Below are 24,718 nucleotides of genomic sequence, written 5' to 3'. Positions count from 1 at the left end.
ATGACGTTGCGTGTCCAGGGCGAAATCCTGATGGATACCGAACAGGCCAAGGCGCAGATGCGGAGCTTGGCCGTGGCGTCGCTCGGCGCGGCAAGGGATCTTCGGGCGCTTGGAGTTGAAGGTGTCGGTATCGGGCGCGGCATGGACATCGTGGCGCGCACGACAAAATCCGCCGAAGAGAGCATGAATGTGCTGGCCCAAGAACAGGATCGGCTGCGCGCGCAGTTCGACCCACTGTTCGCGGCGAGTAAACGGTACGAAACGGCGCTCGAACAACTAAATGCAGCTCAAAGGGTCGGCGCGCTTACCTCGCGGCAATATGACGCCGCCCTAGACAGCCTGAACGCGGATTTTGCCCGCAGCACGATGGCGGCCCAGCAATTGGCAGGTGCCAATCGCCTCGCCGCAGGCTCGATGGGCAACCTCGTCGCACAAGGCAATGACGTGTTCGTCATGCTGGCGGCGGGGCAAAACCCGCTGACGCTGGCCATTCAACAGGGCACCCAGATCACCCAAGTCATCGGTCCGCTCGGAGCGGCGGGCGCGTTCCGGGCCTTGGGGGGCGCGGTCCTGTCGATGCTGAGCCCGATCAACCTGATCACCATCGCCGCATTGGCGGCGACGGCGACCGTGGTCAATTGGTTCATGTCCGCCTCTGAAGAGGGCGAGACATTCGCAGATACGGTCGAGGCGCTGGAGACCCGGATCGACAGCCTGAAGGACAAGATCGCCGAGGCCTCCGGCACCCGGCTCGAACTGGCCGAGCGCTTTGGTGAAGGCTTCGTCGAGCGCGCCCAAGATCTGCTTGACCGGATCGTCGAGGCTGAAAAGCGTGCCGTCGCCCGTGAAACGCGCGACAATATTGGAAGCTTTCTGGGCGAGACCGGCGTCGACTTTGGGCGCGTCAACCGCAACCGCGAGCTCCTGCCGCAATCTGTCGACGGCGGGCTCGACGTGGCCGAAGGGCAGGCACTTTCCACCTTGGCGTCCGAGCTTGACCTCAGCGGCCTCTTTGGGCGGATGCGCGCCGGGAGCCGTCAACTTGTCCAGGACGTTCTCAACGATTTTGCCGCCCTAGAGGAGGCCGCCAAAGGCACCGTTGAAGAACAAGCTGCCGCCGTCGACGCGCTGATCGAAAGCTACAGCGCCGCCGCAAAGGCCTCGGGCGAGGTTTCGGAGGCTGAAAAGGCCCGGCTCGATACGTTGGCTCAGATGCGTCTACGTCTGGCCGAAGTCGCCCAGCTTCAAAGCCAAGACCCCGCGCGGAACCGCCAGATCGAGGAAATGCTGACCTTCCTCGACTTGGTGACCAAAGCCACCGGCGAGCAGCTCAAGGCCGAGGCGGCGGCGCAGGCCATGCTCTCAACGATGACCGAGCAGAATGCGATTGCATTGGCCATCGCACAGCATGGCGCGGACAGCGCGGCCGTGACACGCCTGCGCGCTCAGTTCGCCCTCGACGCCGCACTTGCGGAGGCCGATGCCTCAGACGCGAGCGTGGAGACGAAAGACGCCATGCGCGAGGCGGCTCAAGCTGCATTCGAGATCGCCACGAGCGACATGTCGGGCAGTATCCGCGCGGCGGCCGACGAGGCAGCACGGCTCTCAGCCGAAGTGCGCGGAGCCGTCGACGCAATGTTCGACTTGCAGTCCCAAGGCGAAGTCGGACTGGAGAACGCCCGTATCCGGGCGGAGTTCCGCGACGATCCGGTGGGCCGTGCGGGGGCACTGGCGGGCGCGCGGTTCGACCGGGAAACCGCCGTCATCAGAGGTGAGGCCAGCGGTGATCTGCCAACGGTCGACGCCCTCAACGCGCGCCGGGACGCTGTGGTCGAACTGGCGCGCGAGACCGCCCGGCTCAACGAACTGGCCCGGCCCACTCGGTCCACCAGCGGCGCGCGGGGCGCGTCGACCAATGCCACCTTGCGCGAACAACAGGCGCTCGACCGGCTGATCGAGAGCAAGCGGCGCGAGATCGAGGCCTTGCGTGAAAGCGACCCGGTGCAACGCGAGATGATCCGCCTACGCGAGAGCCTCACCGCCGCAACACCGAAACAGCGCGAAGAGATAGAGGCCCTTGTCGAGGCCCATGAAAACGAGCGCGTCGCCTTGGAGCGCAAGGAGGAATTCAGCCGCGCCGTAGATGACGTGCTCCTCGAGGCCGAAAGCCTGCGGGACGTCTGGAAAGGCATCGGCGACATGATCGTGCGCGCGGCCAAGGAGGCGCTCATCCTCGGGTCAGGTCCTTTGGGCGGGCTCTTTGGCGGCAGCGGCCTTCTGGGCGGGATCTTCGGCGGGGGCGGCAGCGGCGGCGCGCTTGGCGATCTCTTTGGTCTCTTCTCCGGCGGCTCGCTTCTGTCCTTCGCAAACGGCGGGTTGCCCGGCTTCGCCGCTGGCGGCGATCCTCTCGTCACCCGCCCCGGCCTCCTCTTGGGCGCAGGCACAGGCCGGGGCGACAAGATCCCCGCGCTGGTCAGCGCCGGGGAGTTCATCATGACGGCCGAGGCCACAGCCCGCAATCGCGCGCTGCTCGAAGCCATGAACGCAGGCGCGATCATCCCGGGCTTTGCCGGGGGCGGCCTGCCGCTGCCCGCGCAGGCGGGGGGTGCAGTCGGGACGGCGGGCGGCGCAGGCCTGCAGAGCAATAGCGTCACGCGCCTGCGCATCGAGCCGTCGGAGCTTTTCCGCGTCGTCGCCGAAGAGCGCGCGCGCGACGTGGCCATCGAGGTGGTTGACGATTTCTCGGCGCAACAACTGCCGGGCCGGGTCGAGGCGATCCGGCGCGATCCATTAGGGAGAGGATGATGGCGGTACAGGATTGGCCCCTTCCGGTCTCGGCCTTCTTTGACCTTCTGGGCATCGAGGAGGCCACGTTTTTCCTCAGCGGCGAAAGCACCAATTCGGTCACCGCCGGGGGCGAGGTCATTGTGCATCGGCGCGGCACGCGGCTCTGGCAAGGCGAAGTGGTGTTGGGCAAATCCGAGCCTGATGTGATCGCCGCCCAAGATACGCTGATCGAAAGCCTACTCGAGCCGGGCGCTTCCTTCATGATCTACGACCGCCGCCAGTTTGCGCCGCAAGACCCTGCCTATCCGGGGGGCATCAACTGGGCCGCACAGCCGGTCACGATCAAGAGCCTTGTCCCCGGCAATCGGGAACTGAGCCTTCAGGGCCTGCCGCCGAACTTCACGCTGCGCCGGGGCCAGAAGATCGGTTTTCAATATCTGGCGAGCCCCGTCCGCTACGCCGTCCACAGGATCATGAACGCCACAGTCACGGCGGATAGCACCGGGGCCACAGCCCGGTTCGAGGTCTCGCCCTTTATCCGCCCCGGCGTGGTGGTCGGGGCCTCGGTGATCCTTGAGCGTCCGCAACTGCGCGCAAAGCTGCTCAGTTTCAAACCGGGGCCGGGCCGCTCACGGCGCACCGAAGGCGGCAGCTTCAGCTGGCAGCAAACGCTGGGGGGCGGAGTATGAGCTTTGATCTTGCCCAAATGGACCAGCTGGCCGAGCGCAGCGGCACCGATGCCCATATCCTCGTTCTGATCGAGCCGCGCGACCGGGTCACGGGCGAGATCGTGCCCATGGGCCTCTGGACCGGGGACGATCACCAGACCTTTACCGTCGACGGCGAAACCCATCTCTTTCTGGGTGCGGGCAATGTGATCGAGGTGCCGCCAATCCGCGCAGGCATCGGCCTCGAGGTGCGCCGCCACCGCGTGATCCTGCCGCCCATGACCGATGCCGCCAAGCTGGCGTTGCAGGTTTATCAGGCCGCACAGGCCCGGGTGCGCGTCTGGTCGCAGCCGCTCGATATCTACACCGGCGCGCCACTCGGGACCCCGCAGCGCGTCATCAAAGGACGGCTCGAGACGGCACCCGAGACCTTGGCCAAACTCGGTGATCAGTCTCGCACAGAGCTGGTGATTTCCTCGGCTACGCGCCCACTCACCTTCCGCCAGCCGCTCTTCAAATCCGATGCGGCACAGCGGCTGCGCGACCCGTCCGACCGCTTCCGCGAACATGCCGCCAGCATTGCCGACCGCCCGATCCCATGGGGTCAAGAGACGGTCGTGACCGAGCAGCCGCCCCCCTTCATACGCGAAAACGACCCGAGCGACCGCAAATGATGACACGCGAACGCCTCCTTCGGAAATTCCTCGATGCCCGGCGCGCAGAGCCTTTCCGCCCGAGCCTTTCCGACTGCGCCATGTTCGCAGCCGACTGGATTGAAGAACTGACCGGCACCGATCCGGCGGCGCAATGGCGCGGGCAATATCGCACCTTAGAAGAAGGCCGCGCGCTTCTCTTGGCGGACGGGTTTGCCTCCCCTGCCGAGGTTCTGGCCTCGATCCTGTTGCCGGATGCGGGCTGGATGCAGGCACAGGCGGGCGACGTCGTGGTGCTAATTGAGGCGGGTGACGAGGCCATGGGCATCGTCGGCGGGGGGCATATCCATGTGCTGCGTCCCCTGCGGGGCTTGGGCGCGGTGCCACTCAACCGCGCCGTCAGGATTTACCGGCCATGAGACTGCTCGCATGGGTCATGGCACTCGTACTCGCCTCCGCCGCCCCTGCCTCGGCCGGGCCAGTGGCCGCCGCCGTGGCGGCTGTCTTTGCCGGGATCACGGTCAAGGCTGTGGCCCTTTTTGCCCTGCGCCTCTTTGCCGGTGTGGGCCTATCGATCCTGCAACAACGCCGCGCGCGGCGTGGGCGCAACACGGCCTTCGGTCTTCAAGTCACGGCGACGACACGCGGCGAGTTGGAAAGCGAAACGACGATCACGGGCTTTTACGCCACCAAGGGGCATCTGATCTATCACAACAGCCACGGCCCCAATAACAAGTATTACCAGACCGTGATCGAGTTGGGCGGCCTGCCCGGTGCCGCCTTCAGCCGCGTGATGGTGGACGGCGTCTATTCCGAACTGGGTGAAGAGGCGCATCCCGACTACGGCTTCCCGCTCATCGCCAAGCGCGACCTCGGCCGAGATTTTGCATGGATCAAGGTCTATGACGGCACCCAGACCGCCGCCGATCCGACGCTGGTTGCGAACTATGCCGAGGACCCCGAGACGCCCTGGACGGAGGCCCATATCGGGCGGGGCATTCCCTACGCCATCCTTACAATGGAGGTGAGTTCAAAGGTCTGGCCCAATGGCGCGCCGGAGCAACGCTTTGAGGAAAACGGCGTGCCCTATTACGACCTGCGCCGCGACAGCACCGCCGGGGGCACGGGGCCGCATCGCTGGGACGATCCCACCACCTGGGAGCCCACGCGCAACCCGGTGGTCCAGATCTACAACATCCTTCGCGGCATTGGCCTTTATGACGGCTCGGTCTGGGGCGGCGAGGCCGAGGCCGAAGACCTGCCCGGCTGGAACTGGGTGCCAGGCATGAACGCCTGCGACGTCGACCTTGGCGACCGCCGGAAATACGAGGCAGGCTATGAGATCAAATTCGCCGAGGACACGCCCGGCGAGGTGATCGACGAGCTGCTCGCCGCCTGCAACGGGCAGATCGCCGAGTTCGGCGGCTTCTTCTACATTCAGGTCGACGCCCCCGATATCCCTGTGGCCAGCATTACCGACGACGACCTTCTGGTGACGGATGCCGCCACCAAAGACCCGTTTCCCGAACTGCTCGAGATCTTCAACCGCGTCACCGCCAAATACGTCTCGCCCGGCGCGCTCTGGAACGGCGTGCCGCTTGAGCAGATCAGCAACCCCGCATGGCAAGCCGAAGACGGCATTGTGCGTAACTTCGAGATGGACCTGCCCGCCGTCTTCAACGCCGCGCAGGGGGGACAGCTGGCCAAATCCGCGCTCGAAGATCACCGGCGCTGGCGGCGGCACGCTTGGCCGCTGCCGCCCGATTATGCCGGACTGCGCCCGCTCAACACCGTCTCGGTGACCAGCGCGTGGAACGACTACGCGAACAAGCTCTTTGAAGTCACCGAGATCGTGCTCGATCTGCACCGCCTGACCGTCGTGGCCTCGCTGCGCGAACGCGATCCGGAGGATTTCGAGATCGACGCCGCGCTCGAGATCCCCGACCGCAGCTCGATCCTGCCCCGCCCGGTGCCCAACGACGCAGGCCTGCCCTTCTTTGATGCCGACGCGCGCACTGTCACGAACGCAGAAGGCACCCGCGCCCATGCCGCCGTCGACGTCTTCTGGGACGCCTCGGGTATCGCCGATACCATCAAGGGGATCGCCATCGAATGCCAAAAGCGCGAGACCGAAGAAGAGGTCTGGAGCGGCACCGTGCTCGATGTCGAGCGGGGCCTTGCGACCATCCAGCCTGTGCCGCCACTCACCAACCTGCGCGTCCGCGCCAAGGCGCTCTCCGACAATCGCCGGGGCATCTGGTCGGCCTGGATTTGGGTGACCACGGATGATGTGCGGGTGGCGGCGGCCGACCTCAGCGATGCCCTGCGCGACCAGTTCGACGCGGCCTTTGCCCTGACCCAAGCACACCTTGGCGAGGATGGAATTCCGCCGAGCGTCGCCGATCTTTTCGGCCGCATCGAGCAGGTGATCGCCCCCATTGGCGTGGACGATGTGCCGGAGGTGCCGCATGTGACGCGGCTCGACGGCGCGCTGCTGACAGAGGCGCAGGCCCGCGCCGGGGACGTGCTTTCCGTCGCAGGCGGCGTTCGCGCCGCGCGGGACCGCATTAAATCCTCTGCACAACTGGCGCTCGAGGCCGCCGCGCGGGACTTTCTGGCGCGCGACGAGGTGCGCACCGCACTGGTGGCGGAGATCGAGGGCGCACGGGCCGAAGCCTCGGCAGCGCTCACCGTGCTGGCCGACGGGCAGGTGCAGATCGCGCAGTCGGTCCAGACGCTCCAGACCACGACCGGCGATATTGCGGCCCTTGCCCAGACCGTCGACCAAGCGCGGATCGACGGCGATGACGCGCTGGCCAATCAGATTGCGCTCCTCTCCGTGGGCACGGTCACACAGTTCGACGCCGCCGCAGTCTGGTATTGGGATGCAGACGCCGAAGGGTGGACCGGCGTCACCACCGCCCCAAGCGTCACCTCCGACGGTTGGCTTGCGCTCGCATCGGGCAGCGGCGCGATCTCGCCAGCTGGTCTTGCGATCCCCACGCAGGCCTATCGACAGCTGCGCGCCCGGCTTCGTCGCAGTGGCGTTCCAGCATGGGCCGCGCAATTCTGGTGGGCCGCCTCGGGGCAGGCGTTTGACGCCGCGCGCCGCGTCGACGTGGCCGAGCCGGAATGGGCGGAGGATGTGGCGCTCCTCACTGTCGATCTGGCGTGGTCTGGCACCGTGGACCGGGTCCGCCTCGACCTGCCCGCAAGCGTCGAGATTGACTGGTTGGCGATTGGCCGCCCGGCCCCCGGAGCCTCAAGCGCCGATTTGACCGCAGAGCGCGCGGCGCGCATCGCGCAGGGGCTGGCGCTGGCCGAGGATATCACGGCGCTCGGTTCCGAACTGACCGATTTGGAGGGGCTTGCCACGGGCACTGCGGAGGCGCTGACCGAGACCAACGCCCGCGTCACCGAGACCGAAGCAGGCGTCGCCACGCTGACCGACGCGACCACGGCGCTGACCGGCGAGATTGCCGACCTCGAAACCGGCCTCAATCTGGTCGGCGATGCCGTGGACACACTGACTGTGCGCGCCGAACAGCTCGAGGACGGCGAACGGGTGCAATCCAATTCCACCCGCGCGGTGCGCTCCCGGCTCAAGCTCACAGGCGCACAGTCCGTCGAAGGAGCCGCCCGCGCAATACTGGACGGGATTGCAACGCGCGAGGTCGTGGCGCAGGCGGCCCAGGACCTCAATTCCCGGATCGACCTGACCGAGGATCAAATCCAGATCGTCTCAGCGGCAGTCACCTTGGTGCAGGCGGCCATTCCGGGGCTAGCGACGGCAAACGCGCTGGACCTGCTAACCGCTGAAGTCTCCGAGATCGATGGCGCTCTAACCTCCCTCGCCTCGCGCACCACCACCGTCGAGAGCGCTCTCAATACCCCCGAGACCGGTCTGCTCGCGCGGGTCTCCACGGTCGAGGCCGCCAAGGTAACGGAGGCGGAGGCGGTTGCGGCCGTCAATCAGACCGTCTCGGCCAATTACGGCGATCTGACCGCACTGGCCGAGGCCACGGCCTTTGCCGAAGCCACTGCAGACGGGATTGCGGCGGGCTTTGTCATGCGCCTGAACGAGCAGAACGTCTTTGAGGCGGTCAGCGTCAGTGATGGGACCGTGGAGGGGGCGACAATCACCGGTCGCTGGTCCGGCGACTATCTGCGTCTCGACGGCAATGTACAGGTGGCGGGCGATTTCGTTTTGGACGGGGATCTGATCCTTGGCGGGTCAATCCTAACCGACAAGATTGCACTCGACGCGATTGGGGCGATCAGCGCCGTGACCCTGCAAGACCCATTCGGGATCTCCAGCACCACCGACTTTGAGGACGTTCTGACGCTGACTGCGGCGCATCGGAACTTGCCCAGCGAGCGTCACATGATCCTGAACGTCCGGTTTCAGGCGGTGTCCCTCAGCCCAGATGATGCTGGGGCGGACGTCGAATACCGGGTCCTGAGGAACGGGGTCCAGATGGCGGATACCCTCATCTATCGGCAGCGGATCGAGGTAGGGCGCAGGCAGCTTCTCGATGGCTTGATGTTCAAGAACCGCACGACGCCGGGGGCGTCCTCCACGACTTACACATTGCAGGTGCGCTACTGGTCCCATCCCGGTGGCCTGAAGGGCGTCTACGTTTTGCAAGGAACGCAGATGTTCGCCGAAGAAAAAGCGACGGCGGCATTCACATGACAGCGGCCCGATCAACAAAGGAGTGAGGGATGACGACGACCTATACCACGGGGACCATCTCGGTCAGCAACGGCAGCACGACCGTCACAGGCGTGGGCACCAACTGGATCGCGGGCGGCATCCTGCCCGGTGACGATTTCCGCGCAGCGGGCCTCACGGTTGAGATTGCCTCGGTCAACAGCGCCACCTCGATCACCCTTGCCCGCGCTTGGCCCGGCGGTGGACAGGCATCGGCAAACTACTCGATCCGCCTGATCGACGCGGGCGAGCGGTCGCTCGTGGCGCTCAACCAGATTGTCGGAGCGCTCGGCTCTGGCAACCTCACGAGCCTTGCCGGTTTGGAAGGGGCAGCGAACAAAATGCCTTACTTCACCGGCTTGGGCACGTTGGCGCTGGCAGATCTGACCCCAGCTGCACGCGCGCTCTTGGCACGGACAACGATTGAACAATCCTCCCCTTCCGATGCCACAGCGGGACGGGTGCTGCTGAACCGGGCGCACGGCCTTGGGGAAACCTCTTCTATCTTGTCCCCAGCATCTCTGGATACCGTGACCACAACCGGCTTTCATCGCTACGCTAGCACGACCACCGGCGCACCGAGTTCAGCAGGCGTCGTCCTGCACATGACACGCTTGGCCTCTTCGGGGGCCAGCGGCTTCTTGCAAATCGCCTTTGGGGTCAGCAGCCAGATTTTTGTGAGGCACCTTACGGATACCGTTGGCCCAGTCTGGTCCGCCTGGACTGAGATCACGACAAGGGCCAACCTCGTCGGCACCGTGAGCCAATCCGGCGGCGTCCCTACAGGGGCCGTGATCGAGCGGGGCAGCAATGCCAATGGCGATTATGTGCGCTTTGCAGATGGTACACAGATTTGCTGGCATACGTTGACGGTCAACCTCGCGATCAACGTCGCCTATTTGGGCGGGTTTCGGAGCGGCGGGCAGAACTGGACGTTTCCGGCGGAATTCCTTTCGGCCAGCGCGCCAAAACTGGTCGCGATGCCAAACGCCGCTTCGGCCTTTGGAGCCGCGTCGCACAGTGCTCCAAATGCTACATCCGGCCCTTGGGCCGTGACCGCCGTCACCACGCAAGCTGCCGCCAATCGCACTGTTGATCTGATTGCCACCGGCCGCTGGTTCTAAAGGAGACACCCATGCAGATCACCCTTTCCCCCACCCGCCGCGACACGCCCCTCACGCTAAGCCGCACCGGCGATGCGCTCACGCTTAATGGCGAGGTGCTCGATTTCACGCCGCTGCCCGAGGGCGCGACCCTGCCGCGCGAGGCCATCGCAAGCGATTGGTTCGCAGGCCCGGTCGAGCGTGTGGGCGGCACGCTGCGCCTCACGCTCGTGCTGCCGCACGGGGCCAACGCGCCGCAAGAAACGCTCTTTCCCGCGCCCCTCACCCTTACGGGCAACGGCCCCGTGACCCTGCCGCCCTATGAGTTGGAGACCCCCGATGCAGATTGATTTCGCCCAAGCCGTCACCGCCGAGGCCAAGACCCTAGCAGACAACTTTGCTCGTGCCGCCTTGATCAAGACCGACTGCCGGTCGCGTATCTTGTTTGTCGGCTCAGAGACCACGCAGATGAACATCGCCCAAGCCGGGATCGTGTTTATGGCGGCCGTCTTGGGCGGCAGCCCCCGCGCGGATGCTCTGGCCGCGTCCGGTCTGATCGAGGGCGATCTGGAATTGGCGCAGGGCTGGAAAGCATGGGTGGCCGCGATGCAGGCCGAGTGCCGTCGCGCTATCGAGACGGGCGACGATCCGCTCTGGCCGGAGGTGCCAGAGGGCGTCGCAGGCCTCGCCGCGCGGTTCTGATCCCAAAACCACAGGAGGCCCCGAGCGTTCAGGAAGATACGCCCGGGGACGCGGGGCACAGTCGCCAAACAGAAACCCCGCCGACCAGACATAACCTCATGGCCGCTCCCTGCCCCAAAGGGGCGGCGACTTTATGAGGCGATTCGATTTGGAAGGTCTAGAACTGCGTTGCTGCGCCTGCAGCCGTTTGCTATTTAAATATGAGAGAGGCGCGCAAATATCCGGCGTCTCGATCAAGTGCCCGCGCTGCCGGGCGATGAATATCCTGAGGCCAAGAGCCCTTCCCCCAAAGCGCGCTGCGCAGAGAGAAGGAGCCAAACTTGGCCAGATCGACCACACTCCCGAAACCTGACTTGCCGCCCGGTGCGCCGGGCCTGCCCAAGGGCACCCGCTACCGGCGGCAATATGGCGTCATTGTCCTCCTCGAGGACGAGGCGGCCCAAGTGGACGCCTTCGGCCGCCTGCGCCGCCAAGGCTTCAAATGCCGCGTGGTGGTGACATGAAGCTCGCCATTCACCACGCCAGCCCCATCCCGGACACCTATCGCGCGGCCCGAGTCTCCAGCCTCTTCAACGTCGAGGGCGACGCGGATTTCCGCCTCGAGGTCGAGGCCGATCTCTTGGCCCGTCCGTGGCAGATCGGCCTCATCGTCGGCCCCTCGGGCAGCGGCAAATCCTCCCTCGCCCGCGCGGCCTTTGGCGCGCAGCTTGATCCACGCCCGTGGCCCGAGGGCGCGCTGATCGACGCAATTGACCCGGAGGGCGCGTTCGATGCCGTGGCGGCGGCCCTCTCGGCCGTGGGCCTTGGCACGGTGCCGAGCTGGCTGCGGCCATTCCGCCACCTCTCGACCGGCGAGCAATTCCGGGCTGAGCTCGCGCGCATTCTGGCCGAGCGGCCGAGCTTTGCCATTCTCGACGAGTTCACCTCGACCATCGACCGGCGCGTGGCCCAGATCGGGGCGGCCGCCTTTGCCAAGGCATGGCGGCGCGGCAAAGGCCAGTTCGTCGCCGTCACCTGTCACGAGGACGTGGTGTCCTGGCTACAGCCCGATTGGGTGATCGACACTCGCCGGGCCGAGTTCCGCTGGAGGCGTCTTCGACGGGCACCGCGCATTGCCATGGACATTCACCAGACAGACGGCTCCTTCTGGCCCGCCTTTGAGCCGCATCACTACCTGAAGCTGCCCCGCATGATCGCGGCGAATTACTACGTGGGCTTCGTCGACGGCGCGCCCGTGGCGCATCTCGCCGTCTCCACCCGGCCGGGGCTGGTCGAGGGTCGCGCCTGTCGCCTTGTCGTGATGCCCGAGTGGCAGGGCGCAGGGCTGGGCCTGCGCTTTCTCAACGAGGTCTGCGCCCTCTGGCGGCGCGGCGTGAACCGTTATGACAAACCGATGCCGATGCTCTTTCATACCTCGCACCCCGGCCTCGCCGCGGCGCTCCGCCGCGATCCCCTCTGGGCGCAGGTCTCGGCCATCCTCTACGCCGAATCGAAGGAGCGCAGCATGAAGACCCTCGCCGCCGCCCGGGCACGCAAAGGTCTCAAGCCCGCCGGGACCGGCTACGGCGGGCACTTTCGCGCCGTGCAGGGGTTTCGGTATGTGGAGTGAGAGGGGTGTTTAGGGGGGTGTTAAAGGGGTGTTGAAAATGGCTGTCGGGCTATCGAAACGTGCCCCAATTGTGACCCAAGACCAGCGCCACCTTGACGATGGCGCGGCCGCGTTGGTTGATTTGATTGCTAATGCAGGGCAAATGCAGCCTAGTATTCTAATGAAATCTGGGCAGAGGAATTTCGTTAGGACATGTACACACTGAGCATTGAACGTCGCTACTCAAAGAACCAGATCAAACTAGCGGGGCGTCTCCTTGGCGGCGCTGTCCAAAGGACGCCGGAAGTCGAAGAAGCCTTTCGAATTGTGCACAACTGGCGCCTGCACCACGCCTACCCGATGGTGCGCGAGCGCGCAAAGCTGACCCGACTAGTCAAACCGCAGGGCGGCCTCACCGCCGGGCGTCTGAAGCGCTTATTTTCCATACGAAAGAAGCTGTTTCGGCGGAGTGCGGAACTCGACCAGATGCAAGACCTTGTTGGATGCCGCGCAATCGTCCCTAGCATGGATGCTCTTCAAGAAGTGCTGAGCAAGTACAAGACCGTTGATGACGGAGGGCGGGTGCGTCGGAAGACTGACTATATCGCGAACCCAAAGACCAGCGGATACAGAAGCATTCATTTGATCCTAAAGTTTGGCGAGCGCGGCGCAGGCGAAAAACACGTCGGGTGTAACGTTGAAATTCAACTACGCACCCAGCTTCAACATGTTTGGGCAACCACGGTCGAGGCAGTTGGCTCGATGCGCACCGAGGACCTGAAGGCGGGTGAAGGGAATACTGAGTGGCTACGTTTCTTGACTCTCATGAGCGGTCATATTGCTGAACTTGAGGGCCAGCCGCTTGGAGAACACTTATCAATGAGCCCCAAAGACCTCCGGCGCGAGGCAAGGGAGCTTTCGAAGAATCTCAACGTCAAACACAACTTAAGTACATTCAGCCAGTTCATGCATGAAGCTGACACCAATGGAGGTTCCTATGGCTCCAGATACATGCTCAGAATGAACAGGGAGACTGGGAATATTCAGGTAAGTCCAGCTTGGCGAGAGCTGTTTGCTTTCGACGATTTAGAGGATTCTCTTGACGAGACAAAACAGAGCATTGAGGTTAGCGTTGATAACATGGCCTCGCTTCGGCAAGCATACCCAAACTACTTCGCAGATACCCGCTCATTCATTGAGATTCTGGATGACCTCGAGGGGGCGAAGCCACCAAAGCGGAAGAGTACTTTGGACATGCTGGATTTAAGCTTCCTCCCGAAAGACCCGCCGACTTCCAATAAGGGGAAAGTCGTGTACTTGGATTATACGCGGAAAGTCTATTGGGGCGGCGATCTGGTTGGCCGGTGGGAAAAGGGTGTTTACGGGACGTATTTATTTAGCCCGGGCAATGAGGATTACTTTGCCTTTGAGAGCGGCAACCTTCGCCGGTTCAATGAGGATCTCAAGTTATGGCTAGAGGGCGAGTGACACCGCGTACATAGGATCTAGGGTAGCGACGCGGCGGTAACGTCCGCCGGTCAAGCTCCTGACACCCGCTCTTCCAAAATTGCGTTGCTGTAAACTAGAGTGTAATTTACTGCAAACTTCGCTGTCACGCTACACACGCTACAACAGTCACGCTACAACAACAGTCACGCAACACTGGCCTTTGCAATAGTTCTGAAATAGTTGTTAATTAAACAGCCGTTCATTTCAGCGCAGAGGAGCCGCCGATGGATTTCGCCCTTACCGAGGAACAGACCGCCATTTTCGACATGGCGCACGCCTTTGGACAGGACCGCATCGCGCCCCATGCCCGCGATTGGGAAAGGGCGGGCACCATCCCCAAGGAGCTTTGGCCGGAAATCGCCGCCCTTGGCTTTGGCGGCCTCTATGTGAGCGAGGAGGCGGGCGGCTCTGGCCTTACGCGCCTTGAGGCAACGCTGGTGTTCGAGGCGCTCTCGATGGCCTGCCCTTCGGTCGCGGCGTTCCTGTCGATCCACAATATGTGCGCCAAGATGATCGACAAATTCGGCTCTGACGCGATGAAGGCGCGCGTTCTGCCCCGCGCCCTGACCATGGAAACCGTGCTGTCCTATTGTCTGACCGAGCCCGGTTCCGGCTCTGACGCCGCCGCCCTCAAGACCCGCGCCGAGCGCACCAATGCGGGCTATACCCTCAACGGCACCAAGGCGTTCATCTCGGGCGGCGGTTATTCCGACGCCTATATCGTCATGGTCCGCACCGGCGGCGATGGCCCCAAGGGCATCTCGACCGTCTATGTCGAGGCGGGCACAGAGGGCCTCAGCTATGGCGGGCTCGAGGATAAAATGGGCTGGCGCAGCCAACCCACCCGGCAGGTGCAGTTTGACAATTGCAACATTTCTGCCGAGAATTTGGTGGGTGAAGACGGCAAAGGTTTCACTTATGCGATGAATGGCCTTGACGGTGGCCGCCTCAACATCGCCGCCTGTTCCTTGGGCGCAGCGCAGCAGGGCCTCACCCAAACCCTCGCCTATATGGCCGAGCGCCGCGCCTTCGGCAAACCGATCGACCAGTTTCAAGCGCTGCAATTCCGCCTTGCCGATATGGAAATCGAGCTTCAGGCCGCCCGCACCTTTCTGCGCCAGGCGGCGTGGAAGCTTGACAATGACGCCCCCGATGCCACGAAATTCTGCGCCATGGCCAAGAAATTCGTCACCGAAACCGGCAGCCGCGTGGTCAACCAATGCCTGCAATTGCATGGCGGCTACGGCTATCTCGCCGATTACGGGATTGAAAAACTGGTCCGTGACCTGCGCGTGCATGAAATCCTTGAAGGCACCAACGAGATCATGCGCCTGATCGTGGCGCGGCAGATGCTGGCGGGCCAATGACCGCCGATATCCACATCCGCAAAAAGGGGCGCGTCGGGCGCATCACCCTCACCCGCCCCAAGGCGCTGAATGCGCTGAGTTACGAGATGGCCATGGCCATCGAAGCGGCGCTGGAGGACTGGCGCACCGACGATGACGTGGCCCTGATCCTGATCGACGCCGAAGGGGACAAGGCGTTTTGCGCCGGCGGCGACATTCAGCAGCTTTATGACACCGGGCGCGCGGGCGATTACGATTATGGCCGTCGCTTCTGGGCCGATGAATACCGCCTGAATGCCAAGATCGCAGGCTATCCCAAACCCTATATCGCGTTCATGCAGGGGTTTGTCATGGGCGGCGGCGTGGGCATTTCCTGTCACGGGTCGCACCGCATCACCTGCGAAAGCACGCAAATCGCCATGCCCGAATGCGGCATCGGCCTTGTGCCTGATGTCGGCGGCTCGCTGATCCTGGCCCGCGCGCCGGGGCGCTTGGGCGAATACCTTGGCACCACCGGCACACGCATGGGGCCGGATGACGCGATTTACGCAGGCTTCGCTGATACTTACGTGCCACAGCTCATGTGGCCCACCCTCATCGCAAAACTGAGCGAGACCGGCGACCCAAGCCTCATCACCGACCATGCGCAAACGCCGCCCCCCGGCCCCCTGCGCGCCCTCACCCCGCAGATCACCCAGCATTTCAGCGGCGAGACGCTGCGCGACATCCTCAACGCGCTACGCGCCGAGGACAGCGATTTTGCCCGCGACACGGTAAAATCCCTCAGCCGCAATTCCCCCCTCTCGATGGCCTGCACCATCGAGATGATCCACCGTCTGCGCGGCCCCGCGGCCGATATCGGGCGCGCCCTTGGCCTTGAATACCGTTTCACCTATCGTGCCATGGAACAGGGTGATTTCCTAGAAGGCATCCGCGCCGCGATCATCGACAAGGACAGAAAACCACATTGGAAACATGGGCTTGACAGCTTGCCGGGCAGTGCCGTGGCGCAGATGCTGCAACCCTTGGGCAAAGACGCCCTGACGCTGGAGGAGGCAAAGACATGAAAATCGGGTTTATCGGGCTGGGCAATATGGGCGCGCCGATGGCGGCCAATCTCGCCAAGGCCGGGCATGACGTCACCGGCTATGACATGGCAGCGGTGCAGATCGACGGCGTCACCATGGCCGCCAGCGCCACCGAGGCCGCGCGCGGTGCGGCCGTGGTCATCACCATGCTGCCCAATGGCTCCATCCTGCGCAAGGTCACGTCCGAGGTGATCCCGGCCATGACCCCCGGTGCCGTGCTGCTTGACTGCTCGACCGTCGATGTCGCCAGCGCCCGCGATGTCGCGGCAGAGGCGCAGGCGGCGGGCCTCTCCGCGCTTGATGCACCCGTGTCGGGTGGCGTCGGCGGGGCCACCGCCGGCACGCTCACCTTCATGGTGGGCGGCGACGAAACAGGCTTTAACATCGCCCGCGAACTCTTTGACATCATGGGGCAAAAAGCGGTGCATTGTGGCCCCTCCGGCAATGGGCAGGCCGCCAAAATCTGCAACAACATGATCCTTGGTGTGACCATGATCGCCACCTGCGAGGCTTTTGCCTTGGCCGATAAACTGGGCCTCGACCGGCAGGCGATGTTTGATGTGGTCTCAACCTCCTCGGGCTACTCATGGTCGATGAATGCCTATTGCCCGGCCCCGGGCGTTGGCCCCAAATCGCCCGCCGACAATGAGTACAAACCGGGCTTTGCCGCCGATCTCATGCTCAAGGATCTGCGCCTCTCGCAACAGGCGGCAGAGACGGCTGATGCCGACACCCCCATGGGCCGCGCCGCCTGCGATCTTTACGCGCAATTCGTGGAAGCCGAAGATGGCAAGGGCCGCGATTTCTCGGCCATGCTGCCCCGGTTCGAGAAACGCGGGCGCGGCTGATGCCGTGGGTGGCGCGCGCACCCGGCCTGCCCGTGCTCGAGCCAGAGGCGCGCGCCATTCTCGACCGCCTGACGCCGATGACCGCGCCAGCGGGCACCGTGCTTTTTCACCCCGGCGATACGGTCAAGGGCTTTGTCATCATGCTCTCGGGCCGGGTCGAGGTCTATCTGACCGGCGCGTCGGGCCGAGAACTGCTGCTCTACGCCGTCGAGCCGGGCCAAAGCTGCGTGCAATCCACCCTTGGCCTGATGGGCGGTGACGCCTATTCCGGCGAGGCGATCACCCGCGCCCCCTCCGAACTCGTACTGGTCCCCCGCGATACGTTCCTGCACCTGATGGACCTCTCCGACAGCTTTCGGCATTTCGTCTTCGCCGCCTTCGCGCAACGCCTGCAATCCATGATGCACCTGCTCGACCGCGTGGCCTTTCAGCGGATCGAAACCCGGCTTGCGCAATGCCTGCTCGACCGCGCCGAGAATGACATCCTGCGCGCCACCCATGCTGAAATCGCCGTGATGATCGGCTCCGCCCGCGAAGTGGTCTCGCGCCGCCTCGATGCGCTGGCGCGGCGGGGTATCGTGACCGTTGAGCGCGGCTTGGTGCGGATTCTCGACGCCGAATCCCTTGCCGAAATCGCCCAAAGCACCGAATGACCGACCATGAGGCCAATCTCGCAACCCTCATAAGGCCAGCGCAATCTTGCCCCTTCCCCTTGCCCTCTGCTGCGATATGTTGCACGACGATATCTGAGAAACGACCCGATTAAAGGACCGGCGGAATGGCTGACGGAATGATGGACATCAACGCGAAACCGACCGAGGAAATCTCGGTCCGCGAGACATTCGGTATCGACACCGATATGATCGTCAAAGGCTTCGCCACCCGGACCGAGCGCGTGCCGGAATTCGACTCGACCTATAAATTCGATCCCGACACCACGCTCGCGATCCTCGCCGGGTTTTCCCACAATCGCCGCGTGATGATCCAAGGCTATCACGGCACCGGCAAATCCACCCATATCGAACAGGTCTCCGCCCGTCTCAACTGGCCCTGCGTGCGCGTCAACCTTGACAGCCACATCAGCCGGATCGACCTGATCGGCAAGGATGCGATCAAACTGCGCGACGGCGTGCAGGTCACGGAATTCCACGAAGGCATTCTGCCTTGGGCGCTGCGCAACCCCACCGCCATTGTGTTCGACGAATACGATGCCGGTCGCGCCGATGTGATGTTCGTGATCCAGCGCGTGCTCGAGGCGGATGGCAAACTCACGCTTCTGGACCAGAACGAGGTGATTTCGCCCAACCCCTATTTCCGCCTCTTCGCCACCGCCAACACCGTGGGTCTCGGCGACACCACCGGGCTTTATCACGGCACCCAGCAGATCAACCAGGGCCAGATGGACCGTTGGTCGCTCGTGGCCACGCTGAACTATCTCAGCCATGACGCTGAAACCGCTATCGTGATCGCCAAGAACCCGCTCTACAACACCGCCGAGGGGCGCAAGACCATCAGCCGCATGGTCACAGTCGCAGACCTCTCGCGCACGGCCTTCATGAATGGCGAGCTTTCAACCGTCATGAGCCCCCGCACCGTGATCGCATGGGCGCAAAACGCCACCATCTTCCGCAACGTGGGCTACGCCTTCCGCCTCACCTTCCTCAACAAATGCGATGAGTTGGAGCGTCAGACCGTCGCCGAATTCTACCAGCGCTGCTTTGACGAGGAACTGCCCGAGAGTGCCGCGAATGTAAAAGTGCGCTAAGCGCCACTGGGACAGCCCGATGAACAAACCCACCGACAACCCCGCCGATCCGTTCAAAAAGGCGCTCGCCAACGCCACCAAGGTGATGGCCGACGATTCTGAACTGACCGTCAGCTATTCGGTGGACCCCAGCGGTATCTCCGGCGATGCCATGCGCCTGCCGCAGGTCTCCCGCCGCATGAGCCGCGAAGAGGTGCTTTTGGCGCGCGGCACCGCCGATGCGCTGGCGCTGCGCCACAAATTCCACGACGCGGGCACCCATGCCCGCTACGCCCCCCCCGGCGACATGGCGCGCGACCTCTACGAGGCGATGGAAACCGCGCGTTGCGAGGCGGTGGGCGCCCGCGACATGCCCGGCACCGCCACCAATATCGACGCCAAGATCGCACAGGATGCCAATCGTCTGGGGTTCGAGCGGATCACCTCCACCGCCGATGCCCCCCTGCCCGCCGCCGCTGGCTACCTCATCCGCCACCTCGCCACGGGCCGCGACATGCCCGCAGGCGCGCAAAACGTCATGAACCTCTGGCGCGGCTTTATCGAGGAACAGGCTGGCGGCACGCTCGGCGCGCTTCAGGATATTCTCGCCGATCAGACCGCCTTCGCCAAATTCGCCCGCCGCATGATCGAAGATCTCGGCTACGGCGACCAGTTGGGCGATGACCCCGACAGCATGGATGACGACCAGCAGGACGAGGCCGAAGAAAGCGGCGAAGAACAAGAAGAGCCCGACAGCACCGGTCAGGACGACAGCGACGAAACCGAAGCCGAAGCCGATCCCGAACGCTCTCAGGACGAACAGCAGGACGCGGCGCAGGCACAGGTCAGCATGGAGGAGCTGGCTGACGACGAGATGCAGGATGAAACCGAGCTGCCCGAGGGCGAAGCCCCGCTTGAGCCGCCCGCACCTGCGCCCATTTCCGACGCCGATCCGCATTACGCCGTCTACAACACCGCCTTTGACGAAGAAATCCGCGCCGAAGACCTCGCCGACCCGGTCGAGTTGGAACGCCTGCGCGCCTATCTCGATCAACAGTTGGAACCGCTCAAAGGTGCTGTCAGCCGCCTTGCCAACAAGCTGCAACGCCGCCTTCAGGCGCAGCAAAGCCGGTCTTGGGAATTCGACCGCGAAGAGGGCATCTTGGACGCAGGCCGCTTGGCCCGTGTGGTGGCCAACCCGACCACCCCGCTCAGCTTCAAGGTGGAAAAGGATACCGAGTTCCGCGACACGATGGTGACGCTGCTTCTGGACAATTCCGGCTCGATGCGCGGCCGCCCCATTTCCATCGCCGCCATCTGCGCCGATGTTCTGGCGCGCACGCTCGAACGCTGCTCGGTCAAGGTCGAGATCCTCGGCTTCACCACCCGCGCGTGGAAAGGCGGCCAGAGCCGCGAAAAATGGCTGGCCGAGGGGCGCCCGCAACTGCCCGGCCGCCTCAATGACCTGCGCCATATCATCTATAAATCCGCCGACGCCCCCATGCGCCGCACCCGCGACAATCTCGGGCTGATGATGAAAGAGGGGCTCTTGAAGGAAAACATCGACGGCGAGGCGCTCGAATGGGCGCATCGCCGCATGATCCAGCGCAAAGAGGCGCGCAAGATCCTGATGGTGATCTCCGATGGCGCGCCGGTTGATGACAGCACCCTCTCGGTCAACCCCGCCAATTACTTGGAAAAACACCTGCGCGATGTGATCGCCATGGTCGAGCGTCGCAAACAGGTCGAGCTTTTGGCCATCGGCATCGGCCATGACGTCACCCGCTATTACCAGCGCGCCGTGACCATCACCGATGCCGACCAACTGGCAGGGGCCATGACCGAACAATTGGCCGCGCTCTTTGACAGCGATCCGCGCGCCCGCGCCCGCGTCATGGGCATCCGCCGCGCGGGCTGATGCCCCGGTGTCCTCTGGCCGGTTTCATCTGGCTCTCAATACCTCGGGGGAGGCCCGGATGAAATCCGGGACGGGGGCAGCGCCCCCAAACCCCGACCGCCCCGCAGGAGACCGCATGTTCCAGTCCTTCACCCAATCCGCCCGCCCCGATCAGGGCCCGCCTCGTCTGGCCAATTTGCGCCGCGCCATGGCCGAGGCCGGGCTTGCGGGCTGGCTCGTGCCCCGCGCTGACGCGCATCAGGGCGAATATGTCGCCGCCTGCGATGATCGTCTGGCATGGCTCACCGGCTTTACCGGCTCTGCCGGGTTCTGCGCGGTGCTGCCGGATGTGGCGGGCGTGTTTACCGATGGGCGCTACCGCGTGCAGGTTCGCGCACAGGTCGCCATCCCGCATTTCACCCCCGTTGATTGGCCCGACACCCGCCTTGGCCCATGGCTGCGCGAACATCTGCCAGAGGGCGGCACCGTGGGCTTTGATCCCTGGCTCTACACCCCCGAACAGATCGACGCCCTGACCGAGGCGCTCTCGGGCACCGCCATCCACCTCAAACCCCACACCAATCTGATCGACAGCATCTGGCCTGACCGCCCCGCCCCGCCGCAGGGGGCCATCACCCCATGGCCCGACACCCTCGCCGGAACCAGCCACGCCGAAAAACGCGCCGCCTTGGCGGAAACCCTGCGCGCCGCAGGCCAGACAGCGGCGGTCCTCACCCTCACCGACTCGATTGCGTGGCTTTTCAACATCCGGGGCCGTGACATTCCCCGCAACCCGGTCGCACAGGGCTTTGCCATCCTGCGCGATGACGGGCGCGCCACCCTCTTCACCGACCCCGCCAAGCTCGATGCCGCCGCCCGCGCGCATCTTGGGCCCGAGATCACCCTCAGCCCCCCCGAGGCCTTCGAGACCGCCCTTGCCGCCCTCCCCGGCCCGGTGCGCCTTGACCGCGCCCATGTGCCGCTGCGCGTGGTGCAAGTGCTTGACGGGGCAGGCGTGCCCCATGTCTGGGGGGCCGATCCCTGCATCCTGCCCAAGGCGCGCAAGACCCCCGCCGAGATTGCCGCCACCCGCAGCGCGCATCTGCGCGACGGGGCGGCAATGTGCGAGTTTCTGGCGTGGTTTGACGCGCAATCCCCCGGCACGCTCACCGAAATCGACGTGGTGCGCCAGCTTGAGCAGGCCCGCGCCGCCACCGGGCAACTCCTCGACATCAGCTTTGACACCATCGCAGGCTCCGGCCCTAATGGCGCGCTGCCGCATTACCGCGTGACCGAGGCCAGCAACCGCCGCCTGCTTGATGGCGACTTGCTCGTGCTCGACAGTGGCGGGCAATATCTCGACGGAACCACCGACATCACCCGGACCCTCCCCATCGGCACCCCCGGTGCCGCCGAGCGCGCGGCCTTTACCCGCGTGTTGCAGGGCATGATCGCCATCTCGCGGCTGCGCTTCCCACGCGGCCTCGCAGGCCGAGACCTTGACGCCATCGCGCGCGCACCCCTCTGGCTGGCCGATCAGGATTACGCCCATGGCACCGGCCACGGGGTTGGCGTGTATCTTTGCGTCCACGAAGGCCCGCAACGCCTCTCGCGGCTCTCCGAGGTGCCGCTAGAGCCAGGCATGATTCTCTCGAACGAGCCCGGCTATTACCGCGAGGGCGCTTTTGGCATCCGAATCGAGAATCTCATCGTCGTGACAGCGCTCAACCCGCTGCCCGACGGCGACGGCGCAACGCAGCTTGGGTTCGAAACCCTGACCTATACACCCCTCGATACCCGCCTCATCGACCGTGATATGCTCTCCATACCGGAACGCGACTGGCTGAATACCTATCACAGGGCCTGCCGCGACAAGATTGGCCCTCTGCTTTCGCCCCAAGCGCGGCTATGGTTGGAGAAAGTAACGCAGACAAGCTGACATATTCCTGTTAGGTTCCTGCGTCACACCAAAAAATCAAGATCAAAGAACAAGGGGATGGACAATGGCACGTATCACGATTCGCAAGGCCGAAGGCACCTGGACGGTCCGCGCTGGTGGCGCCGTTCTGGGCGAGAGCCGCAATGCACTGGAACTGACCGAAGGGGACTATCCTTTCGTGATCTATTTCCCGCGTGCGGATATCGCCATGGCCTTTCTCGATGAAACCGAACAATTCAGCCATTGCCCCTACAAAGGCGACGCGCGCTATTACTCGATCATCACCAAAAGCCAAACCCTCGAGAATGCCGCCTGGAGCTATGAATCGCCCAAACCCGAAGTGGCAGAGATCAAGGATCACATTGCCTTCTACGCAACCGACTCTGTGACCGTCGAACGGGTCTGACCGGCTTTAGCTGTGCTCTTCCTCTGACACCGCCGCCAAGGCGCGGTTATAGGCCTTGAGCGCATCCACATGAAACAGCGCGCCCGACAATTCGGGCGGCTGATCCCCCCCCGACAGCGTGACCACCGGCACAAAGGGCACATTTGCCCGCTCGAAAAGCGGCATCGCCTGTTCCAGCGTGGCGGTCACGTCCAGATACACCCCCTGCTCGATCAACGACCAGCATTGCGCCTCATCCGCTGCGCGCGCGTCATCGGGCGCACGCATCACCTTGGACACCCGGAACATCCCCAGCAGATAATCCTGCGGTCCCGCCGCAAGCCGGATGCCCCGCCGCATCAACTGTGCCAGAAAGAACGACCGCCGCACCAGCCGTGATCCCAGCGCCGTCGAGGTTGACACCGCCACCATCACCGCCAGCCCCGTCTGCCAGTCGCCGGTCAACTCAAACACGATCAGCGTGGTCGATATGGGCGCGCCCAGCACCGCCGCCGCCACAGCGCCCATGCCCGCCAATGCATAGAGCGTGTGCGCGCCCGAAACCTCGGGCAACAGTGCGGTCGCCACATGGCCAAAGGCCAGCCCCGTCAGCGCGCCCACCATCAGCGAAGGTGAAAACACGCCTCCGCCCATGCGCCCGCCAATGGTGATCGCCACCGCCACCACCTTGAGCACGGCAAACACCGCCGCCTCATGCCACAAAAGCTTGCCCGTCAGGGCCGCCGAGGTGGTCTCGTATCCCACGCCGATGATATGCGGAAACCAGATCGCCATAAGACCCAGCAGCGCCCCCGCCCCAACAGGCCGCAGCCAGCGCGGCAGGCCCATCCGCGCCTGCACATGCCCGGCCACATCCTCAGCCAAAAAGATCGCCCGCATCAGCGCCGCCGCCACCACCCCGCAAATCAGCCCAAGGATCAGAAAGGCCGGCAATTCGGCATAGAATTCCAGCACGCTCGCCTGCGGCAGGCTGAATTCGGTCACACCGCCGAATTCCAGCCGATTGATCACCGTGCCCGCCACGCTGGCAATGGCGATAGGGGCAAAGGCATGCACCGCGAAATGCCTCAGCACCACCTCCAGCGCAAAAAGCGCCCCGGCAATGGGCGCATTGAACGAGGCAGACACCGCCGCCGCCACGGCACAGCCCAAAAGATCGCGCCCCGTCACACCATCGGCATTGATGCGGTCGCTCACCCAGCTAGAGATGACGCCCGCCAGATGCACCACCGGCCCTTCGCGCCCCGAAGACCCGCCCGTGCCCAGCGTAATGAGTGACGCCGCAGCCGAGGCCAGACCTTCGCGCCGCTCGACCCGCCCCTCATAAAGAGCGGCCCCCTCGATCACATCCGCCACCGAACGCACCCGCCCATCCGGCGTGAACCGGTGCAGGATCAGCCCCACAACCAGCCCGCCCGCGATGGGCAACATTAGGATCCAATACCACGGCAAATGCTCTGCAAAACTATGCAGACGCGCCACATCCTCGGTGCCATAAACCAGCTGCTGCAAGGCGGTGATGCCCTTGCGAAAGAGCAGCGCCGCGAACCCCGCGGCAATCCCGATTCCCAGAGCGATAAGCCAGAATTGAAACTGGCTCGGACCCCGCTTGCGCAGCACCCGCCAGCCTTCGCGCAGGCTCTCGCCCATGCTCCGGCGCAACTGGCCCCAAAAGGATGGCTCTTCGGCCTGCATCGCTCCCCTTCACGCCTCGCGCGCGCTTTTC

21 protein-coding genes are annotated in these 24,718 nt (G+C 64.2%); 20 read left to right on the top strand and 1 reads right to left on the bottom strand.

Annotated features, from left to right (window positions below; all coding sequences use genetic code 11):
• From ROSMUCSMR3_RS17210 to ROSMUCSMR3_RS17115, 20 genes are all read left to right on the top strand, one after another.
• Positions 1–2,805 carry a phage tail length tape measure family protein gene (locus ROSMUCSMR3_RS17210; protein WP_237183477.1) on the top strand — a complete coding sequence of 935 codons (2,805 nt, stop codon included), beginning with the start codon at positions 1–3 and terminating at the stop codon, positions 2,803–2,805.
• The gene (locus ROSMUCSMR3_RS17205; protein WP_237183476.1) at positions 2,805–3,476 is read left to right on the top strand and encodes a hypothetical protein; all 672 of its coding nucleotides are present in this window, start codon (positions 2,805–2,807) and stop codon (positions 3,474–3,476) included. The genes ROSMUCSMR3_RS17210 and ROSMUCSMR3_RS17205 overlap by 1 nt, the downstream gene beginning before the upstream one ends.
• Positions 3,473–4,129, top strand: a complete 657-nt coding sequence (locus tag ROSMUCSMR3_RS17200) for a hypothetical protein (RefSeq protein WP_081508117.1) — start codon at positions 3,473–3,475, stop codon at positions 4,127–4,129. Before ROSMUCSMR3_RS17205 ends, ROSMUCSMR3_RS17200 begins: the two co-directional genes overlap by 4 nt.
• Positions 4,129–4,527, top strand: coding sequence for a DUF6950 family protein (locus ROSMUCSMR3_RS17195; RefSeq protein WP_237183475.1), 399 nt, complete (start codon positions 4,129–4,131; stop codon positions 4,525–4,527). Before ROSMUCSMR3_RS17200 ends, ROSMUCSMR3_RS17195 begins: the two co-directional genes overlap by 1 nt.
• On the top strand, positions 4,524–8,804 hold the full coding sequence (locus ROSMUCSMR3_RS21700) for a hypothetical protein (RefSeq protein ID WP_237183474.1): 4,281 nt from the start codon (positions 4,524–4,526) through the stop codon (positions 8,802–8,804). Before ROSMUCSMR3_RS17195 ends, ROSMUCSMR3_RS21700 begins: the two co-directional genes overlap by 4 nt.
• 29 nt (positions 8,805–8,833) lie before the next feature.
• Positions 8,834–9,946 carry a pyocin knob domain-containing protein gene (locus ROSMUCSMR3_RS17185; protein ID WP_081508115.1) on the top strand — a complete coding sequence of 371 codons (1,113 nt, stop codon included), beginning with the start codon at positions 8,834–8,836 and terminating at the stop codon, positions 9,944–9,946.
• 11 nt (positions 9,947–9,957) lie between these two features.
• Positions 9,958–10,275: a hypothetical protein gene (locus tag ROSMUCSMR3_RS17180; protein WP_081508114.1), complete on the top strand. Its 318-nt coding sequence runs from the start codon at positions 9,958–9,960 to the stop codon at positions 10,273–10,275.
• A complete protein-coding gene (locus ROSMUCSMR3_RS17175) occupies positions 10,265–10,627 on the top strand; it encodes a hypothetical protein (RefSeq protein ID WP_081508113.1) in 363 nt (120 codons plus the stop codon). Before ROSMUCSMR3_RS17180 ends, ROSMUCSMR3_RS17175 begins: the two co-directional genes overlap by 11 nt.
• A gap of 133 nt (positions 10,628–10,760) precedes the next feature.
• Entirely contained in the window at positions 10,761–10,979 is a 219-nt protein-coding gene (locus tag ROSMUCSMR3_RS21925; protein WP_081508112.1) for a Com family DNA-binding transcriptional regulator, read from the top strand.
• On the top strand, positions 10,948–11,130 hold the full coding sequence (locus ROSMUCSMR3_RS17165; RefSeq protein ID WP_081508111.1) for a hypothetical protein: 183 nt from the start codon (positions 10,948–10,950) through the stop codon (positions 11,128–11,130). The genes ROSMUCSMR3_RS21925 and ROSMUCSMR3_RS17165 overlap by 32 nt, the downstream gene beginning before the upstream one ends.
• Positions 11,127–12,236, top strand: coding sequence for an ABC transporter ATP-binding protein (locus ROSMUCSMR3_RS17160; RefSeq protein WP_081508110.1), 1,110 nt, complete (start codon positions 11,127–11,129; stop codon positions 12,234–12,236). Before ROSMUCSMR3_RS17165 ends, ROSMUCSMR3_RS17160 begins: the two co-directional genes overlap by 4 nt.
• A 192-nt stretch (positions 12,237–12,428) precedes the next feature.
• Complete coding sequence (locus tag ROSMUCSMR3_RS17155; RefSeq protein ID WP_081508109.1) at positions 12,429–13,703, top strand: RelA/SpoT domain-containing protein; 1,275 nt, start codon at positions 12,429–12,431, stop codon at positions 13,701–13,703.
• Positions 13,704–13,948: 245 nt separating this feature from the next.
• Complete coding sequence (locus tag ROSMUCSMR3_RS17150; protein WP_008280178.1) at positions 13,949–15,091, top strand: acyl-CoA dehydrogenase family protein; 1,143 nt, start codon at positions 13,949–13,951, stop codon at positions 15,089–15,091.
• On the top strand, positions 15,088–16,137 hold the full coding sequence (locus ROSMUCSMR3_RS17145) for an enoyl-CoA hydratase/isomerase family protein (protein ID WP_081508108.1): 1,050 nt from the start codon (positions 15,088–15,090) through the stop codon (positions 16,135–16,137). Before ROSMUCSMR3_RS17150 ends, ROSMUCSMR3_RS17145 begins: the two co-directional genes overlap by 4 nt.
• On the top strand, positions 16,134–17,006 hold the full coding sequence (gene mmsB, locus ROSMUCSMR3_RS17140) for a 3-hydroxyisobutyrate dehydrogenase (protein WP_081508107.1): 873 nt from the start codon (positions 16,134–16,136) through the stop codon (positions 17,004–17,006). Before ROSMUCSMR3_RS17145 ends, mmsB begins: the two co-directional genes overlap by 4 nt.
• On the top strand, positions 17,006–17,659 hold the full coding sequence (locus ROSMUCSMR3_RS17135; protein WP_081508106.1) for a Crp/Fnr family transcriptional regulator: 654 nt from the start codon (positions 17,006–17,008) through the stop codon (positions 17,657–17,659). Before mmsB ends, ROSMUCSMR3_RS17135 begins: the two co-directional genes overlap by 1 nt.
• Positions 17,660–17,784: 125 nt before the next feature.
• Entirely contained in the window at positions 17,785–18,771 is a 987-nt protein-coding gene (gene cobS / locus ROSMUCSMR3_RS17130; protein ID WP_008280174.1) for a cobaltochelatase subunit CobS, read from the top strand.
• Positions 18,772–18,790: 19 nt separating this feature from the next.
• On the top strand, positions 18,791–20,668 hold the full coding sequence (gene cobT / locus ROSMUCSMR3_RS17125; RefSeq protein ID WP_081508105.1) for a cobaltochelatase subunit CobT: 1,878 nt from the start codon (positions 18,791–18,793) through the stop codon (positions 20,666–20,668).
• Between the two features lie 115 nt (positions 20,669–20,783).
• Complete coding sequence (locus ROSMUCSMR3_RS17120; RefSeq protein WP_081508104.1) at positions 20,784–22,586, top strand: aminopeptidase P family protein; 1,803 nt, start codon at positions 20,784–20,786, stop codon at positions 22,584–22,586.
• 64 nt (positions 22,587–22,650) lie between these two features.
• Positions 22,651–22,992, top strand: a complete 342-nt coding sequence (locus tag ROSMUCSMR3_RS17115; protein WP_008280170.1) for a DUF427 domain-containing protein — start codon at positions 22,651–22,653, stop codon at positions 22,990–22,992.
• A 6-nt stretch (positions 22,993–22,998) separates the two neighbouring features.
• On the opposite strand, the gene ROSMUCSMR3_RS17110 is transcribed toward ROSMUCSMR3_RS17115, so the two are convergent.
• The gene (locus ROSMUCSMR3_RS17110) at positions 22,999–24,687 is read right to left on the bottom strand and encodes a chloride channel protein (protein ID WP_081508103.1); all 1,689 of its coding nucleotides are present in this window, start codon (positions 24,685–24,687) and stop codon (positions 22,999–23,001) included.
• Positions 24,688–24,718 lie beyond the last annotated feature (31 nt).

Origin of the sequence: Roseovarius mucosus, from assembly GCF_002080415.1 — a bacterium.
GTDB classification, from domain to species: domain Bacteria; phylum Pseudomonadota; class Alphaproteobacteria; order Rhodobacterales; family Rhodobacteraceae; genus Roseovarius; species Roseovarius mucosus_A.
This window is presented reverse-complemented; position numbering and strand designations above follow the sequence as displayed.

What these genes read in the sequence shown, in the direction of transcription:
- ROSMUCSMR3_RS17210 (WP_237183477.1), top strand. Translation starts at nt 1, where the DNA reads ATGACGTTGCGTGTCCAGGGCGAAATCCTGATGGATACCGAACAGGCC.
- ROSMUCSMR3_RS17205 (WP_237183476.1), top strand. Translation starts at nt 2,805, where the DNA reads ATGGCGGTACAGGATTGGCCCCTTCCGGTCTCGGCCTTCTTTGACCTT.
- ROSMUCSMR3_RS17200 (WP_081508117.1), top strand. Translation starts at nt 3,473, where the DNA reads ATGAGCTTTGATCTTGCCCAAATGGACCAGCTGGCCGAGCGCAGCGGC.
- ROSMUCSMR3_RS17195 (WP_237183475.1), top strand. Translation starts at nt 4,129, where the DNA reads ATGACACGCGAACGCCTCCTTCGGAAATTCCTCGATGCCCGGCGCGCA.
- ROSMUCSMR3_RS21700 (WP_237183474.1), top strand. Translation starts at nt 4,524, where the DNA reads ATGAGACTGCTCGCATGGGTCATGGCACTCGTACTCGCCTCCGCCGCC.
- ROSMUCSMR3_RS17185 (WP_081508115.1), top strand. Translation starts at nt 8,834, where the DNA reads ATGACGACGACCTATACCACGGGGACCATCTCGGTCAGCAACGGCAGC.
- ROSMUCSMR3_RS17180 (WP_081508114.1), top strand. Translation starts at nt 9,958, where the DNA reads ATGCAGATCACCCTTTCCCCCACCCGCCGCGACACGCCCCTCACGCTA.
- ROSMUCSMR3_RS17175 (WP_081508113.1), top strand. Translation starts at nt 10,265, where the DNA reads ATGCAGATTGATTTCGCCCAAGCCGTCACCGCCGAGGCCAAGACCCTA.
- ROSMUCSMR3_RS21925 (WP_081508112.1), top strand. Translation starts at nt 10,761, where the DNA reads ATGAGGCGATTCGATTTGGAAGGTCTAGAACTGCGTTGCTGCGCCTGC.
- ROSMUCSMR3_RS17160 (WP_081508110.1), top strand. Translation starts at nt 11,127, where the DNA reads ATGAAGCTCGCCATTCACCACGCCAGCCCCATCCCGGACACCTATCGC.
- ROSMUCSMR3_RS17155 (WP_081508109.1), top strand. Translation starts at nt 12,429, where the DNA reads ATGTACACACTGAGCATTGAACGTCGCTACTCAAAGAACCAGATCAAA.
- ROSMUCSMR3_RS17150 (WP_008280178.1), top strand. Translation starts at nt 13,949, where the DNA reads ATGGATTTCGCCCTTACCGAGGAACAGACCGCCATTTTCGACATGGCG.
- ROSMUCSMR3_RS17145 (WP_081508108.1), top strand. Translation starts at nt 15,088, where the DNA reads ATGACCGCCGATATCCACATCCGCAAAAAGGGGCGCGTCGGGCGCATC.
- mmsB (WP_081508107.1), top strand. Translation starts at nt 16,134, where the DNA reads ATGAAAATCGGGTTTATCGGGCTGGGCAATATGGGCGCGCCGATGGCG.
- ROSMUCSMR3_RS17135 (WP_081508106.1), top strand. Translation starts at nt 17,006, where the DNA reads ATGCCGTGGGTGGCGCGCGCACCCGGCCTGCCCGTGCTCGAGCCAGAG.
- cobS (WP_008280174.1), top strand. Translation starts at nt 17,785, where the DNA reads ATGGCTGACGGAATGATGGACATCAACGCGAAACCGACCGAGGAAATC.
- cobT (WP_081508105.1), top strand. Translation starts at nt 18,791, where the DNA reads ATGAACAAACCCACCGACAACCCCGCCGATCCGTTCAAAAAGGCGCTC.
- ROSMUCSMR3_RS17120 (WP_081508104.1), top strand. Translation starts at nt 20,784, where the DNA reads ATGTTCCAGTCCTTCACCCAATCCGCCCGCCCCGATCAGGGCCCGCCT.
- ROSMUCSMR3_RS17115 (WP_008280170.1), top strand. Translation starts at nt 22,651, where the DNA reads ATGGCACGTATCACGATTCGCAAGGCCGAAGGCACCTGGACGGTCCGC.
- ROSMUCSMR3_RS17110 (WP_081508103.1), bottom strand. Translation starts at nt 24,687, where the DNA reads ATGCAGGCCGAAGAGCCATCCTTTTGGGGCCAGTTGCGCCGGAGCATG.